Origin of the sequence: Luteolibacter sp. Populi (assembly GCF_040801775.1) — a bacterium.
Lineage (GTDB): Bacteria > Verrucomicrobiota > Verrucomicrobiia > Verrucomicrobiales > Akkermansiaceae > Haloferula.
Genome location: NZ_CP161812.1, coordinates 5290104 through 5306376 on the forward strand (window position 1 = coordinate 5290104; position 16273 = coordinate 5306376).

15 protein-coding genes and 1 tRNA gene are annotated in these 16273 nt (G+C 62.9%); 9 read left to right on the forward strand and 7 right to left on the reverse strand.

Features of this window, described 5'->3' with window-relative positions:
• Positions 1–19 precede the first annotated feature (19 nt).
• A complete protein-coding gene (locus ABWK72_RS21460; protein WP_367871628.1) occupies positions 20–619 on the forward strand; it encodes a hypothetical protein in 600 nt (199 codons plus the stop codon).
• Complete coding sequence (locus ABWK72_RS21465; RefSeq protein WP_367871629.1) at positions 616–1197, forward strand: SET domain-containing protein; 582 nt, start codon at positions 616–618, stop codon at positions 1195–1197. Before ABWK72_RS21460 ends, ABWK72_RS21465 begins: the two co-directional genes overlap by 4 nt.
• Before the next feature lie 339 nt (positions 1198–1536).
• On the opposite strand, the gene ABWK72_RS21470 is transcribed toward ABWK72_RS21465, so the two are convergent.
• The 3 genes from ABWK72_RS21470 to ABWK72_RS21480 all read right to left on the reverse strand — a co-directional run bounded on the left by ABWK72_RS21470 (position 1537) and on the right by ABWK72_RS21480 (position 4024).
• The gene (locus ABWK72_RS21470) at positions 1537–2526 is read right to left on the reverse strand and encodes an aminopeptidase (RefSeq protein WP_367871630.1); all 990 of its coding nucleotides are present in this window, start codon (positions 2524–2526) and stop codon (positions 1537–1539) included.
• A gap of 28 nt (positions 2527–2554) precedes the next feature.
• Positions 2555–3007: a DUF5069 domain-containing protein gene (locus ABWK72_RS21475; protein ID WP_367871631.1), complete on the reverse strand. Its 453-nt coding sequence runs from the start codon at positions 3005–3007 to the stop codon at positions 2555–2557.
• Between the two features lie 180 nt (positions 3008–3187).
• On the reverse strand, positions 3188–4024 hold the full coding sequence (locus ABWK72_RS21480) for a hypothetical protein (RefSeq protein WP_367871632.1): 837 nt from the start codon (positions 4022–4024) through the stop codon (positions 3188–3190).
• A gap of 280 nt (positions 4025–4304) precedes the next feature.
• Between ABWK72_RS21480 and ABWK72_RS21485 the strand changes: the two genes are divergently transcribed.
• Positions 4305–5699: a Gfo/Idh/MocA family oxidoreductase gene (locus tag ABWK72_RS21485; protein ID WP_367871633.1), complete on the forward strand. Its 1395-nt coding sequence runs from the start codon at positions 4305–4307 to the stop codon at positions 5697–5699.
• A gap of 456 nt (positions 5700–6155) precedes the next feature.
• On the opposite strand, the gene ABWK72_RS21490 is transcribed toward ABWK72_RS21485, so the two are convergent.
• Positions 6156–8780 (reverse strand): choice-of-anchor Q domain-containing protein, encoded by a 2625-nt coding sequence (locus ABWK72_RS21490; protein ID WP_367871634.1) that lies wholly within the window; start codon positions 8778–8780, stop codon positions 6156–6158.
• A gap of 220 nt (positions 8781–9000) precedes the next feature.
• Between ABWK72_RS21490 and ABWK72_RS21495 the strand changes: the two genes are divergently transcribed.
• Positions 9001–9624 (forward strand): hypothetical protein, encoded by a 624-nt coding sequence (locus tag ABWK72_RS21495; protein ID WP_367871635.1) that lies wholly within the window; start codon positions 9001–9003, stop codon positions 9622–9624.
• 8 nt (positions 9625–9632) lie between these two features.
• Positions 9633–9962, forward strand: coding sequence for a hypothetical protein (locus ABWK72_RS21500; RefSeq protein WP_367871636.1), 330 nt, complete (start codon positions 9633–9635; stop codon positions 9960–9962).
• A 178-nt stretch (positions 9963–10140) separates the two neighbouring features.
• Here ABWK72_RS21500 and ABWK72_RS21505 read toward each other — a convergent pair whose 3' ends face one another.
• Positions 10141–10641 (reverse strand): hypothetical protein, encoded by a 501-nt coding sequence (locus ABWK72_RS21505; protein WP_367871637.1) that lies wholly within the window; start codon positions 10639–10641, stop codon positions 10141–10143.
• A 464-nt stretch (positions 10642–11105) separates the two neighbouring features.
• Between ABWK72_RS21505 and ABWK72_RS21510 the strand changes: the two genes are divergently transcribed.
• Positions 11106–11177: transfer RNA gene (locus ABWK72_RS21510), tRNA-Arg, on the forward strand.
• 62 nt (positions 11178–11239) lie between these two features.
• On the opposite strand, the gene ABWK72_RS21515 is transcribed toward ABWK72_RS21510, so the two are convergent.
• Complete coding sequence (locus ABWK72_RS21515; RefSeq protein ID WP_367871638.1) at positions 11240–12118, reverse strand: DUF4238 domain-containing protein; 879 nt, start codon at positions 12116–12118, stop codon at positions 11240–11242.
• 105 nt (positions 12119–12223) lie between these two features.
• Positions 12224–13216 (reverse strand): OmpA family protein, encoded by a 993-nt coding sequence (locus tag ABWK72_RS21520; protein WP_367871639.1) that lies wholly within the window; start codon positions 13214–13216, stop codon positions 12224–12226.
• 183 nt (positions 13217–13399) lie between these two features.
• Between ABWK72_RS21520 and ABWK72_RS21525 the strand changes: the two genes are divergently transcribed.
• The 3 genes from ABWK72_RS21525 (at position 13400) to ABWK72_RS21535 (ending at position 16253) form a co-directional block, all read left to right on the forward strand.
• Positions 13400–15103: a PAS domain S-box protein gene (locus tag ABWK72_RS21525; RefSeq protein ID WP_367871640.1), complete on the forward strand. Its 1704-nt coding sequence runs from the start codon at positions 13400–13402 to the stop codon at positions 15101–15103.
• Between the two features lie 7 nt (positions 15104–15110).
• Positions 15111–15755 (forward strand): response regulator transcription factor, encoded by a 645-nt coding sequence (locus ABWK72_RS21530; RefSeq protein WP_367871641.1) that lies wholly within the window; start codon positions 15111–15113, stop codon positions 15753–15755.
• Positions 15756–15878: 123 nt separating this feature from the next.
• Positions 15879–16253, forward strand: a complete 375-nt coding sequence (locus ABWK72_RS21535; protein ID WP_367871642.1) for a response regulator transcription factor — start codon at positions 15879–15881, stop codon at positions 16251–16253.
• The last annotated feature ends 20 nt before the right edge of the window (positions 16254–16273 follow it).

Here is a 16273-nt window from a genome sequence, read left to right on the forward strand (position 1 = left end):
AGCGATTCTTTCCGTGGTAATGATCTGCCTTGCCGTCGGGCGGGCACCCGGGCAGGTCGCGGCCCCGCCCGCCGTGGAGCAGGCCGCGATCGCGGCCGTCAACGATATGGGCAAGGAGGTCGTGCTCGGCCGCCACCAAGCCGCCATCGACCGGATGTTCCCGCCGTGGAAGGAGTCCCTCGCCAAGAGCGTCGGCGGCATGGACAAGCTCCAGGAAAAGCTCGCCGCCGTGCCGAAGATGATGGCGCAGCAGGGGATCGTGCTCCGGTCCTTCCGCGCCGAGGGCACGCCGACCGCTTACGAGGTCGATGCCGGCAAGGAGACCGTCCAGGAGGGCGGCAAGCCGGTCGAGAAGATGATCTTCAAGAAGTGGCTGATCGTCATTCCCACCGCCACCGAGATCCTCTTCACCGCACCCGCCAAGCCGAACGAAGCGCCGAAGATGCACGTGGTGGTCAGCCACAGCTTCCAGGTCGCCATCGCCGACAAGGACAAGAACGACTGGACTTTCATCGACGGCTCCGGCCTGCGCCTCTCCGACTTGCGCCGGCTGTTCTTCACCCTGCCGGACAACATGATACTGCCCGAGATCAAGGGAGAGGAGAAGAAGGACAGATGACCAGTGCCGCGCGAAAGACCACCATGGGTAAGAAATCGAACAATCTCTTGGACGAAGCCACCCTGTTCAAAAAACTCAAGCAGATGTGGCAGCGCGGCCAAAGCGAGCTCTGTGAAGTGCGCGGCTCGCAGATCCACGGTCGCGGCGTCTACGCCACGCAGGACATCGCCGCCGGCACCAAGATCATCGAATACGTCGGCGAGGTCATCGACAAGGAGGAGAGCGAGCGCCGCGCCTGGGCCCAGCACGCGAAGTCGCAGGAGAGCGGTGACGCCGCCGTTTACATCTTCACCCTCACCAACAAGCGCGACATCGACGGCAACGTCCCTTGGAACACCGCGCGCCTGATCAATCATTCCTGCGAGCCGAACTGCGAGGCTTGGATCGACGGCAAGCGGATCTTCATCCACGCGCTCAACGCGATCAAAGCCGGCGACGAGCTGACCTTCGACTACGCCTTCGACGTGGAGTGCTACGAGGACCACCCCTGCCGCTGTGGGAAGAAGGGCTGCGTCGGCTACATCGTCAGCCGCGAGCAGTGGCCGGAGCTGAAGAAGAAGCTGGCCGAGAAGGTCTGAGGCCGCCCCCTCGAACGGGACGCTCCCCATCCCCCGGAACGGGGTAGGGGGTGGTGCCCCGGACGGCACACCACCCGCAGCCCCGAACGGCACGCAAAGGTTATCCCCTTAAGGTACTCCAGGCGGCCCTTCACCAGGTAGCAATCCTTCACCGCATTGTGGTGCGGATCGAACATGTCGCCAGGAGCGTGGAGCCGCATGGCCCGCAGAATGGTCCATCACTGCCGTGGACACGGAAAGGCACGCGGCCAAGGGACGGCGCTCTCCATGCCATCGTCGTGATGCCGCCTGTTGTCGGGGTCGGTTCTGCGGGGCAGTGCCAGGCGCTGACGCGTCAAATTACCTCTCCTTCCCCAGCTTCACATCCTTCGCCTTCTCGAAGAACAAATCCAGATCCCCGCCGCACTCCTTCAGCAAGCGGTGGAAGGCCGGCACGTGGTGATGGTAAGTGATCACCGAGACCAGGTGCGCGTTGTTGATGTCCTCCTTCATCCACGATTCGAGCCCGCGACCGCCCCAGCGCCGGCGGAGTTCGCGGAAGCGGTCCTGCAGTTCCCGGAAAAGCCGCGCCTTCTCCCGCCGCATCTCCTCCGGCGGACGTCCCGAGGCATACAGCGCCTTGAGCGCCGCGCGCGTGCTGTCGATCTGATTGTAGAACTGCCCGCGCCGGATCAGCCGTGCATCGTAATTCTTCAGATCCGCGGTGCGCCCATGATAGCGCAGCCAACGCCGCACGCTTTCCTCCGCCACTGCATTCGCCAGGCTTTCGTTGAAGGTCGTATCGCCATTCCGGAAGAGCCGGCGGTGGGTCAGCTCGTGGAAGATCAGCTCCGCCAGATCCACGTCAGAGGCATCGACAAACGTATTCAGCACCGGATCGTGGAACCAGCCGAGCGTCGAGTAGGCATCGGTCCCGCCGGTCTGCACGTCGTAGCCCTCCGCGCGCAGCTTCGCCGCGAGTTCCTCCGTCTCCTCCTTCTTGAAGAAGCCGCGGTAGTCCAGCTTCCCCAGCGTCGGGTACCACCAGGTCTTCGGCTCCAGGGAAAACTCCGGTGCCGCGTAGAGCGTCCAGACCACATAGGGCCGGCCGAGATCGGCATACTTCCCATAACTCTCGTCACCCGGCAGGGTCAGGTGCCCGCTGGCGAAACGCCGGATCTCCTGCACCGATTCGAGCTGGCGCTTCAGCTTCGGCGGCGTCGCCGGATCGGCCAGGATCGGCGGGATCGGCTGGCTCTTGCGCATGATCTCCAACTGCCCGCTCACCGCCTGCGAGTAGAACTGCGCGGTCTGGCACGATGCTGCCAGCAGCACGAGCGGCAGGGCCACTGTTGGAAGGAAGCGCGGCATCGATCGTTCACTTCCACGCATCGCGCCACATGTCCGGATACCAGCGGCCCTCGTCGACCTCGATCAGGTCGAAGTCGGTCACGACCTTGCCGTCATCGGCCAGGCCGTATTCGCGGATCATGCCGGGGATGAACTCGTCCGTCTCATCGTCCCGCCAGCCGCGTTTGCTCATGAAGCTGTTGTAGATCAGGATCTCCTCCGCGGTCAGGCGGCGGCCGGTGGCGGAGCACCATTCCAGGACCGCCTCATCGTTCATGCCCTCGAGCACCCGGGCCTTCACCTCCGTGTAGTTCACGCCGAGGTAGCGGCAGGTCCGGCCGTCAAAGCCCTTGCCCAGCATGTCGAAGTAATCCGGGGGCAGCTTGCCCGCCGCCTCGAGCCGGATCTTCGAGCACATTCGGGCGAAATAGAACATGCCGCCCGTCTTCTCGTAGCAGCCGCGGATTCCTTCGATCTTCATGATTCGCCCCCAAGGTGGCGCGAACCATGCGGAATGCCGAATGGTTTTTTCGGGAGGGCAGGGACCGCTTTCCAAGCGGTCCGGCGGATGGCGGCACGATTACCTCAAAGACACCGAGTCTTTCGATCGGGCCGTCCCCAGCCGGACCTTTCGGAGAAAGGTCCCTGCCTTTTCCGTCGCTCACTCCTTCTCCCGCACCCGGTAGAAGCGCCGCGCGACGGTCGCCGGCACCGCTTGCTCCACGAAGGTCGTTGTCGTGCCGGTCGTGGATGCCGCCAGTGCCGTCGCAATCTCATCCCAGCTGTCGAGGCCGTCCGAGGCATCCACCGCGTAGGTCTTGCCGGTCGCGGAGGTCCACTCGATCGAGACCGATTCCTGCGTGCCATCGCGGATCACGTTCACGATCTTCAGCGATTCCGAGCCGGCAGGCGTCTCGTAATTGTACACCATCGTCATCGTGGCGCTGAAGCTCGCGGCCAGGTTGGTCACGTTCACGTAGCTCAGGCTGACCCCGCTGCTGAAAGCCAGCGTGAAAGGCTGCGTGCCGGTGACCGCTGTCAGGAGCCCCGGATGGAAAAGTCCGGCGGCGACATTGAGGGTAGTCTCGAAGGGGTCCGCCGAGAAAGGCTCCTCGATCGTCTCGCCCGGAAAGTAGGGGAGGTCCAAACTGCCACCACCGCCGCCCCAGCCGTTAAAGATAATACCATTGATCGCGAAGTTGCCGCCCAAGCTGGCCGCCACCGCGCCGCTCTCCGACTCATTGCCCACGCCACCGGTCATCACCCCGTCCAACTGATAAGTTACCCCGAAGGAGGTCAGGCTGCCGAGCGCGGGATTGAAAGGCTGCACCGTGGCCGTGAAGAAACCGGAGCTCACCAGATTCGACGGGGTGGGACCGCTGGTGCCGCTATACAGGTTGCCGGCGTTGGACGCGGAGAAGTTGAACGGCTGGTTCTGGGTGGCTGCCAGCAGGGGATGATGGGCGACAAGCGCGAAGGCGATGATGGGGTATTTCATGGTCGGAATATGGAGTCGGGCAAATGCCTCAAGGAGCAGGCCGAAAGCCAGTCCTCACGAATTTCCGGATGTATCCGGAGATACCGTGCCGCAACCGGCGTGGTCGCATCGGGCAGCAGGGAACGCGCGAAACTAGGAATTTGCGGCACCCTGTCAGCCGCTTCCAGGCACGACATCCCGCCGCCATACCTGACCCAAAATCGCAAAAATTCGGCGGTTCCCGGGGTTGCCACGTGAAAGGCGCTCCGCTAGAAAACGTAATTAACGCGACACTAAAAAGATGAACCCTGACGAAAAAGTGACTATTTCCGCCGCCGGACGCCGGACTTTCCTCAAGACCCTCGGCGGCGTGGGTGCCGCGTTCACCGCTGCCACGGGCCTCGCCGGCGCGCAGGGCAGCCCCAGCCGCCCCTCGGGCGCCAAGTACATGGGCGACTTCGCCGCACCGAAGCTCGCCAAGGTCAAGGTCGCCATCATCGGCGTCGGGGCCCGCGGCTCCGGCCACGCTTCCCAACTGGCAGCCATCGAAGGCGTCGATTTCGTCGGCATCTGCGACCTCCGCGAAGACTTGGTGAAGCGCTCCGAAAAGAAGGTCAGCGAGAAGGGCCACAAGCCGAAGGTCTATTTCGGGGATGAGAATGCCTGGAAGAAGATGCTCGCCGAGACCAAGCCGGACGCCGTCTTCGTCGTCACCCCCTGGGAACTCCACGGGCCCATGGCCGTGGGTGCCATGAAGGCCGGCGCGCACGCCTTCGTCGAAATCCCGATCGCCCTCACCACCGAGGAGATGTGGGAGATCGTGAACACCTCCGAAGCCACCGGCCGCCACTGCATGCTGATGGAGAACGTGAATTATGGCCGCGAGGAACTGCTCTACCTGAACATGGTCCGCCAGGGCGTGCTCGGCGAGCTCCTCCACGGCGAGTCCGCCTACATCCACGAGCTGCGCGGCCAGATGGAGAACGGAGACACCACCGGCTCCTGGCGCACCTACCACTACGCGAAGCGCAACGGCAATCTCTACCCCTGCCACGGCCTCGGTCCGGTGGCGCAGTACATGAGCCTGGGCCGCGGTGAGGATAATTTCCGCCGCCTCGTCTCCTTCTCCTCGCCCTCGAAAGGCCGCGCCCTCTACGCGCAGAGTTCGCAGAAGCTCACCAAGCCGGAGTTCAAGACCCTCAAGTTCGAAGGGGGCGACATGAACACCTCGATCATCAAGACCACCCTCGGCCGCACCATCATGATCCAGTGGGACGAGACCTCGCCCCGCCCCTACACGCGCCACAATCTGATCCAAGGCACCAAGGGCACCCTCAAGGGCTTCCCGAACGGCATGGCCATCGAGGGCGTCACCAAGTCCCACCACGAGTGGACCGATGACGAGGAGTTCGAGAAGATCGCCGAGAAATACGAGCACCCGCTCTTCAAGCGCATGGGCGAGCTGTCCAAGAAGATGGGCGGCCACGGCGGCATGGATTTCCTCATGCTCTACCGCATCATCGAGTGCCTCCGCGAAGGCCAGCCGCTCGATCAGAATGTCTACGAAGGCTGCTTCTGGTCCTCCGTCGGCCCGCTGAGCGAGAAGTCGGTGAAGGAAGACGGCATGCCGCAGGACTTCCCGGACTTCACCCGCGGCGGCTGGAAGACCACCAAGCCGCTCGGCATCATCGCCTGAGTTTTTCCAGGGTCAGTTTGTTTCACCTGTTGGGTTTGGCGGCCGTCCTAGGGGTAGGACGGCCGCTTTCTTTTTCCGGCAGGGCCGCCGCAAGCACGGTCCCTAACAGCCCGCTATCAGTCTGGCAGAGGAGCCACGAAGCGGCCTTGGACTGCGGCAGCAGGCTCTGCCCGCTACCCACATTCCCGTGATGCCTCACGGACGGCTCTACCGCTGGGAGCGCGGAGCCACCCGGCCCGCAGAACGGTCCCTCGCTGCCCGCGGCACGGAAAGGCAGGCAGCCAAGCGACGGCGCTTTCCACCACCGCCGCGCGACGTGTAGTGCTGCGGGGGGTGCTTCTGCGGGGCAGAGCCTCCGCGGTCCCGGGCGCTGGCGCGTTGATCTCTCCACAATGTGGGTAACAGGCAGAGCAAGCTGCCGCAGTCCAAGGCGGCTGGGCCGCTTCCCGGAGCCACCTACTCCCCCGCCGCCACGCGCAGATAAGCTTTCTTCATCCCCGTGACATCCACGGTCCTCGAAACCGGGATCTGCATGGTCTCCGGATCCGCGCTGCCCGTGTTGCCCCGCTCGGTTACCGCCGGCACCCATTCCACCAGATCGGTGGAAATCTCCACCCGCTCCGACGGCCCGCTGTAGAAGGCGCTTTTCCGATACGTGACCGTCAAGTAGCTCCGCCCGCCCTCGATGCTGCTGCTGATCTCCGGCAGCGCCCCCAGATCGCCCGCACCCATCGGCAGCAGCGGATCCAGCCCGAAAAGATGCTTCAGCGTGTTCGCGATCCCGGACGCATTCGCATCACCCTCCGGGGCCGAGGCAGCACTCGCGAGCTGCTCCTCCGTGAAGCACAAACGCCGCCACGTCTCGAAACTCACCGGACTCGATTCGAAGGCCCCGATGTCGGACTGGTCGCCGCCCGCCGCACCGCTTGCGGCTGGCGTATCGTAGGGCCGCGGTAGCCCGCGCTGGTCCACCGTCAGCCCGAAGGACTTGCCCTTGTCCAGCGCCTTGCTCTTCGGCAGCACCGCCATCGTGTAGGTCGGCCCGCCGTTGTCCCGCAGCGGCCCCAGCCCGGGATCGATCACGTTCGTCTGGTCGGCGTTCACCCCGTCGACGAACGAGCTGTTAGGGAAGTGCACGATGTTGAAGCCGCCGCTCGTCACCTTGTAGCCCACGTCGTCCTTGTAGTTGCGGGTGATGATGCAGTTGCGGACCGTGATGGCCGCTTCCGTCCCGACGCCGGAGACTCCGCCCGGATAGTTGTCTACGATGGTGCAGGAACTCAGGCTCATCGTCCCGCCTGAGGAAATGATGCCCGGGCCGCTGCGCGAGGTATTGCCTTGGAAGGTGCTATTCCCCAGCACCGCGCCGCCGCGCCCTCCGCCGTGCGACACCGCGGCGTTCGTATTGTCCGAGCGGTTGTTGAAGATCGTGCAGCCCTTGATCACGACCCGCCCGTCCTTGCAAAAGATCGCACCGCCCTCATACGTCGCATGGCAGCCCGTCACGTGGCAATCCGTCAGGATCAATTGACCCGAGCTGAAGACATAGATCCCGCCACCCATGGAATTCTTGCCGTTCGCCACCGTCAGCCCGGAAATCGAGCCGAAGGCATCGTGCTCGCCGATCGAGAAGACGCTGAAATTCCGCGCGCTATCACTACGCCGCACCGTCAGCGCCTTGGCCCCCGGCCCTTGGATGAACACGCGCTTCATGATATGCGGCAGCTCGGAGCCCGTCGCGATCACCCGCAGCGGCTTGCCCGGCCCGAAGACCGCCGGATGGAAGCGGATCACCGTGCCGTCCGGCAGGGCCGCCTCGTTCGCCTCCCGCAGCGCCTCGCGCAGTGTGCAGTGGAGGTGGCCCGCCACTCCGTCGTCGTTGTCCTGCGTGGTGTTGACCACGATCACCGCCGGCTTCTGCTCCGACTCCTGCAGCTCCACCGCGCCGATGTCGCTGAAATCCCCGCCCGGCACAGGCTCTTGCCAATGCGCTCGCACCGGGCGGGTCTTGCCATGCTGATCCATGTTCAGGATCACGCCTCCGAGGGAACGGTTGCCGCGGTCGATCAGGTCCGTGCTGTCCGGGCGCGGCAGATGGACCGGAGTACTGCCGCCGTAGTAGTCCAGAGGGTTCAAGCCCGGGTCGTTCACCCCCGTCTTGTCTCCCGGCTTGTTGAAGGAAGCCGCCGCCACCTTGCCCGTCAGATTGTAGCCGAGTGAGACCACGTGGCCCTGGTAGTCCCCTCCGGTCGCACTTCCATTCTTGGAAAGGATGCTGTTCCCGACATTCACCTTACCTCCTATGTTATGGATCCCGCCACCCAGGCTGTTCAGGGTCACGGTGCTGGAGAGCAGGTTCATCCAGCAATTGTCACCCAGCCCGATCGCCCCGCCCGCGCGGTCGGCGGAGTTTCCGGAGAAGGTGCAATTGTGGACATTCGCGGTCGCACTGCTTTCGAGATACAGCCCGCCGCCATACAGGTGGGTCCCGTTCGTCATGAAAGTCGTCCCGGACACATCCAGCGTGGTTCCTCTCAGATAGATGCCGCCGCCGCTGCCGCCCTCGCAGATGTTATGTTGGATCAGGCAGCGCCGCAGCGTCACCGTGCCACCTCCCGTCAGCCGCATCGCCCCGCCGCTGCCTCCGGAATCGTTCCCGATGAAGTGGCAGTCCTCGATCAGCAGTGGTCCGGTCGCCTTGCGCTGCAGCCCGCCGCCGCCCTCCGGAGCATCGCCGTCCGTCACCATGAAGCCGCGCAGCGCGACCGCTCCCGGGGAGGTCACCGTGAACACCGCGAACTCCGCCGCCAGATTGCCGCGGCGGATCTTCAATCCCGTCGCGCCCGGCCCCTCGATCGTCACCGCGCGGTCCAGCCTCAGCGTGCTATTCAAATTCAGCGAACCGCTCGCCGTGATCCGGATCGTATCACCCGCCGCCGCCGCCGCGATCGCCGCCCGCAGCGAGCCCGCGCCGGAATCCGCCAGCGAAGTGACGACAATCGTCTCCGCGTTCGCAAGCGCCGCAAATAGCGGCACGAGCAGTGCCAGCCGGGTAGGGGAAAGCGCAAGGTGAGTTTTCATACAATGGATGCACAATGTGAATCCACGATGTAGTCACATTGGGAAGAACTTTTGTGTGAAAAATTGGGTTTCCCTGCGGTCGGTAGTGCGCATTCTGCATCATAAAGCGTTCACATGAACACTTCATAAGTGATTCATTAAGAGTTCCTGATGAATTTTCTGGAAGCCTCAATTGCGCGGAGGTAAAAGCTCCCTGCTGTTCCGCATCCCGCCTTAGGCAATGCCACCCGCTCCCGAGCACACGCACCACATCAAGATCCGCAGCACCCAGCTTGAAATGAATCCCAACCCGGCGGCATCTGCCCGCCAGGGTGAAGATAATGTCGAGGGCAAACTCCGCGCCGCCGAGGAACAACTCCAGCAACTGGAGCAGCAGCGCGAAGAACTGGAACGTCAGAAGCGCGAGGTCGAATCCCTCAACGTCCGCAAGCGCGAGTTCATCGGCGCGCAGGCGGAGCTCACCGACAAGATGTCGGCCACCGTCACGCGCATCGACCGCGAGGTGATCGACATGAAGCAGGAGATCGAGGAGCTCGAGCAATGCCGCGCCTGCCTCGCCTCCCACCTCGGCAAGCTCGAAAAGATCAACCCCGATAGCTGGAACCGCGATAGCCTCGCCACCAACATCGAGCGCGCCATGACCGTCGCCGAACATGCCGACGATGAATTCTCGCAGGCCGCGGACTACTTCTCGCGGACCCGCAGTGCCAATATCTTCAACGGGGCCAAAGCCCGCCGGATCCTCTCCGGCGACTTCGGCCGGCAATTCCGCAATGGCCTGGCCTTCAACCTCCCGGTCATCATCCTCGGCGGGATCGCACTCATCGCCTACCTCGTCAAATGACCCTCAACATGCGCCTTTCCCGGAGCCTCGCCGACGATCCTGCCATGGAAGAGCTGCGCGCCCTTGAAGAAAGGGAGCGTGTCCTGCGCGAGCAGATCGCAAACGCCAGTGCCGCCCCGCGCAAGATCCTGCGCGAGGCGGAAGAACAAGCGGCCACCCTGCCGCCGCCCGATGACCTTGCCGACCGCCGCCGCCTCCGCGAATTCGAGGAGAAGGCCAGCCGCACCCAGATCCGCAACGAGCGCCGCACCCAGGGCAAGAGCCTGCTCCTCCTCGGCCTGCTCCTCGTCGCCACCGCCCTCCTCGTCTCCTGGGTCGTGAAGCTCTTCGTCGCCTGAAAAGGCGTCCGCCCAACCGGAGGCGCAGCCGGAGATAGCCCCGCACTTGACTATCAGAAACGGGGCAATCCTCTGTGCGGCCGGGCACCCATGATACGTCCCGTCTGACGCGTCAGCGCCCGGGTCAGCGGAGTCCCCGCGCTTCCGGCGGAAGAGCCTTCCGTGAGCGCCTCCTACCCTACCCCTGCACTAGCGTCGCTTCCAGTTGCTTGAGTCGCTGGAGCTCCGCGTCCATTTCGATCACGCGGCCGGCGGCTTCGCCGAGTTTCACGGCAGCCTCGCGCTGGGCTTCGAGGGTCGCGATCTTCGCGACGTGCTCGCGGACCAGCAGCAGCTGGCGCTCGGCCTCGAAGGCCTTCGCCTCGTCGCCTTGGCGGGTCCATGCCTCGACATTGTGACTGAGGCAGACGAGGCGCGCGGCGATGTCGTGCTGGCCGGAGCGGATCGCCTGGATCAGGCCGCGGCGGCGGGAGATCTCGCGCTGTCGGGATTCCTCCTGCTCGGGATGCAGGCGGGTCGGCTTGGGAGCCAGCGGCTGGTTTTGCAAGTGGTTCACCCAGAAGTTCTTCACTTCCGTGGTGCTCAAGACCCGGTCCGAGCCGGGGACGCAGGGAAATTCGGCTGCCGTCAGCGGCGCCAGCGCCGACAGGAAGAGCGGAATGACACGATGGAAGATCATGACCCTGAGACGCATCCCGCAGGGAATTCATTCATTCGTTTGAATGCACGCTTCGCGCGCTCTATTTGGGTGTAATCGGGTGAATCCATGGGTGAAGGAGCCCTCAGGTGAATACCGGGACTATCCAGATCACGCCCGCATTGCTGGCCCGGCTTAGTGAAATCGATGAATTCAAGAAAGCTTGGCGGGCCTTGAGAACGCCCGCACCCGAACGGCTGAAGGCGCTGCGGCGTATTGCCTCCATCGTGAACCGAAGTTGCCGCGCTCGCGGTTGGCGATTGATGGTCTCCTCGTCAGAAGCCGTCTCGGTTTGGTCTTGCCCGCTACCTCGGCACGCGGGTAGTACTCCCCCCGGCGTGCCTGATCCGATTCTCACCAAACCGCTTTCATCCGCGCAGCTTCGAGCGCTCGGTGGCGAGTCGGAAAGTGGTCAAAAGGTGTGGGTCACGCCCCTGAAATAATTTGCTCCCGTAGTTCAACGGATAGAACAAGGGTTTCCTAAACTCTAGATACGTGTTCGATTCACGTCGGGAGCACTTCGATCTCCAGCGCCTCCGGGTGAGCCCCGAAAGCATCTTGATCGTTGCAAGCGGACAACTCAGGCGCTGAAAGCCCCCAGTTTCGCTTTTTCTATGACCGCCCGAAGCCTCTGGACCGAGTCTCCGTGAACAAAGCGAAGCGATGCTCGAGTGACGATTGCATTAATGCGGGTCAGATCCTCTCTGCTCAGATGAAGGTGTAAAATCTTGAACGGGCCGTCAATAAGCTCTAATGTGATGTATTTTGAAAGCGGGACAAGCACTGTGCTGCCGGGACCAAGGTAACCCTCTACCCCGTCGGGGCGCTTTGGATGGTGGGCAATCGGACCCCGGTCTGAGGTGACGAACTGTTTGCCCGGCGGTGCGTGCAGCACCGTGATATGGGCCTTGTTGCAGAGCAGACGGTGACCCTGTTCCATCGCCTTAACTGAGGAATGAAGAGACACATTCGCCCTCGGGTACTTAGCTTCAAGATCTTCAATGAAAGTTTTAATTCCCTCCAATGATTGTTGAGCCACTTCAGACTCAGCACCGAAAATTTGCGATGCATAGGCCTGCGCTGCTTCCTCAGTTTCTAAAGCCACCTCCAATTGTGCGTCCATTGCTCTATTTCCCAATCGCTTCAAGAAATTCTGCATCGCGGGAACGCGAAAAACCAAAGCTGATATCCACGCAAACAGGGGCTCTATTTCCGTCGGGGTGAATCGTGGAGCGCCTTTGTGGAATTCTTTGCTCAGCGCAGGGAATTGGCCATCAATTTTGGAGAGCATTATCTCTATTGGCGCTTGCTTTGATCCATCGGAGAGAATGTGAGAATAAAGATGTCCTTCCAGCCCCGTGTCCTTGAGTAGCTGCAAGCGGTAAGTCCCCTGCCGACGGTCGTGAACCGCGATCATTCCATCGTTGTCAGCAAATCCGGCAAGATAGGCCTGCGGCAAGTAGTGATGCCTTTTCGGGTGAGTCACCCTTGCTCCTCTATAGTCCCCCGCTAATTCCGCAAGCTAGCAGGTTCGCATATTTTGTCTCAAGGCCTAGGCAAAAGACTACTTCTCCTGCGGGATCAGCACCACCCGACGGTTCTTCGCGCGCCCCTCATCGGTGCTGTTCCGAGCCACCGGCGCGAGGAAGGCGACGCCGGCAGAGGCGAGACGGTCCGAGGAGATCTTGTAGGTGGTGACGAGTTCCTTCACGACCGATTTTGCGCGGCGCTGGGAGAAGTCCTGGTTGAAATCGAGGGCGCCGACGCGGTCGGTGTGGCCGACGACGTAGAGCTTGAGGCCCGGTTGGCTTTTGAGGAGTTCGGCGATCTGCTCAAGCGTGGGAGTGGACTCGGGTTTGAGGGAGTCCTTGTTGAAATCGAAGAGGATCCCGTAGAGCGCGATCCCGCCATCGGCGTCGATCTTGCGCTGCATTTCCTCCGCCTTCACGAGGGTCATCCGCTCCTCGACAGTGGCCGGGGCGATGATGTCGAGCTGCACGAGGGGCATCTTCTTCTCCACCTTTCCTTCGAGCGATGGAGGGATGATGCCGTCCTTGTAGGAGGTGACGAAGAGGACGTAGTAGGTGGGGTTGGCGTCCTTGGTTTTGGCGATGAGGTAGCGTTCCTCCGCCTCGTTGTATTCGAGGATCTGGCCGAGTTTCGCCTGGTCCTCCCACTGCGAATAGGTGGGACCGAACCACCCGTCATCGTCGGGATCGGGGGCGTAAGCGATTTCCAATCCGAGCTTCCCGAACTCCGTTTTGTAGTTGGCGAAGACCTCGAAGGCGGTGCGCCCGGCATCCGGAACGAGGTAGGTATAGCGCGAAAGGAGGCCTTCCAGCTTTTGGGACTCCTCACCGAAGGGATTCACTTTCCCGAATTCCCGGGTCTTGCCTTTCGAGAGGAAATATTCGTCCTGCTTCGGAGCTTGGAAGCCGATGAGATTGGAGCCCTCGTAGCGCTTGAGGCCGGCGGGGTCTTTTGATCCGGGGATGTCCGCGGCGGATGCGGAGAGAAGGAGGAAGCTGGCGAGCAGGGAGGATAGTAATGGTCTCATCGTGATGGCGGGATGGTTCGTGACGATTGGGAAGGATCGGCGAATCTCACGCAATTTTCGATTGCGGCAACTCTTCGTCGCGAGAAAGGGCGTCGGGGTTCTTGTAAGGCAAAGTCCGACTCATCTCTTCTTCCCAGAAAAGAGATGTCATTCGGGGCCGGAGTGGCTACAGGATATCTACCGATGACCTTTACGGCTGGAAAGGCAGGGAGGGACACGCGATCGGTCCGCGGGCTGGTGTGGCTTGCGGCACTCCTGGCTTTCTGTGGCGTGGCGCAGGCTGCGGATGCGTCCCCGGCGAAGGGAAGTATGTGGGACGAGCATCCGCGGGTCATCGCGGGGATCAGCTTCGCGGTGCTGTGCCAGTCCCTGATGATCACCGCATTGCTGGTCCAGAGGCGCCGCCGGCAGTTGGCGGAGGATGAGGTGAGGCTGGGCAACGAACGCTATCGCGAGGTGGTGGAGACGCAGCACGAGATGGTCTGCCGCTACCTGCCGGACTCCACGTGCACCTTCGTGAACGATGCTTTCTGCCGCCACTTCGGGAAACCGCGCGAGGAGATCGTGGGCGCCGCATTCCTGGAAATGCTGCCGAAGGAGCAACACCGGATGGCGAAGGAGGGGCTGCGCAAGATGATCGAAACACAGCAGCCGTATCCGCACGAACACACCATCGAGATCGACGGCAAGGAGATCCGGATGGAATGGGTCGACTACCCGGTGATCGATGAGAAGGGAGTGATCAAGGAGTTCCAATCGATCGGGCGGGACATTACCCGGCGCTGGCATGCGCAGGAGGCGCTGCGGCAGTCGGAAGAGCGCTTCTCCGGGGTCTTCCGCGGCAGTCCGGCGGCGATCGGAATCATCCGGCAGTCGGACGGACGGCTGGTGGATGTGAACCCGAGCTGGGAGCGGTTTTTCGAGATCGGGCGGGACCAGGCGATCGGCAGCACACCGGTCGAGCTGGGCTTGATCGCCAGCCGTGAAGCTGGCGAGCGGTTCAAGATTTTCCTGGAGTCGGGCGAGTCCCTGAACGGCTTCGAGCAGCCGGTGAATCTCCCCGGTGGCAAGCTGCGCTGGATGAGCATGACCTGCGTGCTGATCCCGCTGGGCGGGGAGCCCTGCTTCGTGGTGATGAGCAGCGACATCACCGTGCAGCGGGAGATGGACGAGGCACGGCAGAGCTTGGTGCAGGCAACGCGGCTGGCGATCCTGGGCGAGCTCACCGCATCGATCTCCCACGAGGTGAACCAGCCGCTCGGGGCGATCTTGAACAATGCCGAGACGGCCGAAATCCTATTGAAGAGCGATACGCCATCGCTCGCCGAATTGCGCCAGATCCTGGCCGATATCCGCCGGGACGACATCCGCGCCAGCGAGGTGATCAAACGGGTGCGCACCTTGGTCGGCAAGCACGAGATGCAAATGGCACCTCTGTATTTGAACGAACTGCTGGGCGATGCGATCCGGATGGTGGAGCACGATTGCCAGCGGCACGGCGTGAGCATCACGAGCGAATACGCGCTGAATCTGCCGATGATCTCCGGCGACCGCGTGCAGATCGAGCAGGTGATGCTGAACCTGCTGCTCAACGCGATGGACGCGCTCAAAGGAGTACCCCTCTCCAACCGCCGGCTGATCGTCCGTTCCGCGCGGCACGGCGGCATGTGGGTCGAAACCAGCGTGGAGGACAACGGGCACGGGATGTCGCCCGCGGCGCGGGAGCGGATCTTCGATTCCTTTTACACGACGAAGGAGCAGGGCATGGGCCTAGGCCTGGCTCTGGCGCGTTCGATCGCCGAGGCCCACGGCGGCCGGCTGACCGCTGAGAACAATGCTGGCGGAGGGGCGACTTTTAGATTAATGCTGCCCGTTCACGACGAATAACACGCACATGAGCAAGGCCGATCTATCCCGCCAGATCGTTTATGTGATCGATGACGACGCCTCGTTGCGGACTTCCGTGACGCGTTTGCTGCGGACAGCGGATCACGAGGTGCGTAGCTTCGCCTCGGCGGGCGAGTTCCTGCTGGCGCGGGAGGGTCCGCTGCGCGGCTGCCTGCTGCTGGACATCCGGATGCCGGGGGGGGCGAGCGGCCTCGAAGTCTACCAGGCGCTGGTGCGGCAGGCCGAGCTGCTGCCGGTGATCTTCCTGACCGGTCATGGCGATATCCCGATGAGCGTGGCCGCGATCAAGGCGGGCGCCTTCGACTTCCTGACCAAGCCGGTGCGCGCGGAAGTCCTTCTGGCCACGGTAGCTGCGGCCTTCGCGCGGGACGCCGGCACGTGGGCGGCGACGGAAAGACGGCGCGATCTCGCGATGCGCCTGGCCACGCTCACCCATGCCGAATACCAGGTCTACCGGCGGGTGATCGCCGGCCAGCCGAACAAGCAAATCACCGCGGAGGTCGGCTCCGCGGAGCGCACGGTGAAGGCGCATCGCGCGCGGGTGATGACGAAGATGGGAGCGCTGTCCCTCGCCGAATTGGTGCACATGGCGGACGAGTTGAACGGACCGGCATTCGCCGTATCCCATTAACTTCCCGGTTAGGCCGTGAAGTCACGGCATCGACGGGTGCATGCGAACATTGCACCAAAGGGCAAGCATATCCGCCCCTAGTACGAATTCCCAAGAGCGGAGCCGTTTCCCATCGTGTCCGGCATGGTGGAGGGGAATCGCGAGATCATTGTCGTCGATGACGATACCGGCAGCAGCCGGGCGATCGAGCGCTTGCTCCTGACCTCCGGCTGGCACGCGCGTTCCTTCGGGTCGGCGGAGGAGTTCCTGGACTCGGACCGCTGGGAGAGCGCCGTGTTCCTGATCCTGGATATCCACCTGCCGGGGATGTCGGGCTTCGATCTCCATCAGCGCCGGGAAGATCAGGGGCTGAGCTGCCCCGCGATCTTCATCACCGGGCACGACCGGCCCTTTCTGCGCGAGCGGGCCCTGAAGGCGGGCGCCGTCGCCTACTTCACCAAGCCCTTCGCCGGACAACTGCTGATCGATGCCATGCGCCCGCATCTCGATGCCGCCTGACCCGAACTCATGTCCATCCT

What these genes read in the sequence shown, in the direction of transcription:
- ABWK72_RS21460 (WP_367871628.1), top strand. Translation starts at nt 20, where the DNA reads ATGATCTGCCTTGCCGTCGGGCGGGCACCCGGGCAGGTCGCGGCCCCG.
- ABWK72_RS21465 (WP_367871629.1), top strand. Translation starts at nt 616, where the DNA reads ATGACCAGTGCCGCGCGAAAGACCACCATGGGTAAGAAATCGAACAAT.
- ABWK72_RS21475 (WP_367871631.1), bottom strand. Translation starts at nt 3,007, where the DNA reads ATGAAGATCGAAGGAATCCGCGGCTGCTACGAGAAGACGGGCGGCATG.
- ABWK72_RS21480 (WP_367871632.1), bottom strand. Translation starts at nt 4,024, where the DNA reads ATGAAATACCCCATCATCGCCTTCGCGCTTGTCGCCCATCATCCCCTG.
- ABWK72_RS21485 (WP_367871633.1), top strand. Translation starts at nt 4,305, where the DNA reads ATGAACCCTGACGAAAAAGTGACTATTTCCGCCGCCGGACGCCGGACT.
- ABWK72_RS21490 (WP_367871634.1), bottom strand. Translation starts at nt 8,780, where the DNA reads ATGAAAACTCACCTTGCGCTTTCCCCTACCCGGCTGGCACTGCTCGTG.
- ABWK72_RS21495 (WP_367871635.1), top strand. Translation starts at nt 9,001, where the DNA reads ATGCCACCCGCTCCCGAGCACACGCACCACATCAAGATCCGCAGCACC.
- ABWK72_RS21500 (WP_367871636.1), top strand. Translation starts at nt 9,633, where the DNA reads ATGCGCCTTTCCCGGAGCCTCGCCGACGATCCTGCCATGGAAGAGCTG.
- ABWK72_RS21505 (WP_367871637.1), bottom strand. Translation starts at nt 10,641, where the DNA reads ATGATCTTCCATCGTGTCATTCCGCTCTTCCTGTCGGCGCTGGCGCCG.
- ABWK72_RS21520 (WP_367871639.1), bottom strand. Translation starts at nt 13,216, where the DNA reads ATGAGACCATTACTATCCTCCCTGCTCGCCAGCTTCCTCCTTCTCTCC.
- ABWK72_RS21525 (WP_367871640.1), top strand. Translation starts at nt 13,400, where the DNA reads ATGACCTTTACGGCTGGAAAGGCAGGGAGGGACACGCGATCGGTCCGC.
- ABWK72_RS21530 (WP_367871641.1), top strand. Translation starts at nt 15,111, where the DNA reads ATGAGCAAGGCCGATCTATCCCGCCAGATCGTTTATGTGATCGATGAC.
- ABWK72_RS21535 (WP_367871642.1), top strand. Translation starts at nt 15,879, where the DNA reads ATGGTGGAGGGGAATCGCGAGATCATTGTCGTCGATGACGATACCGGC.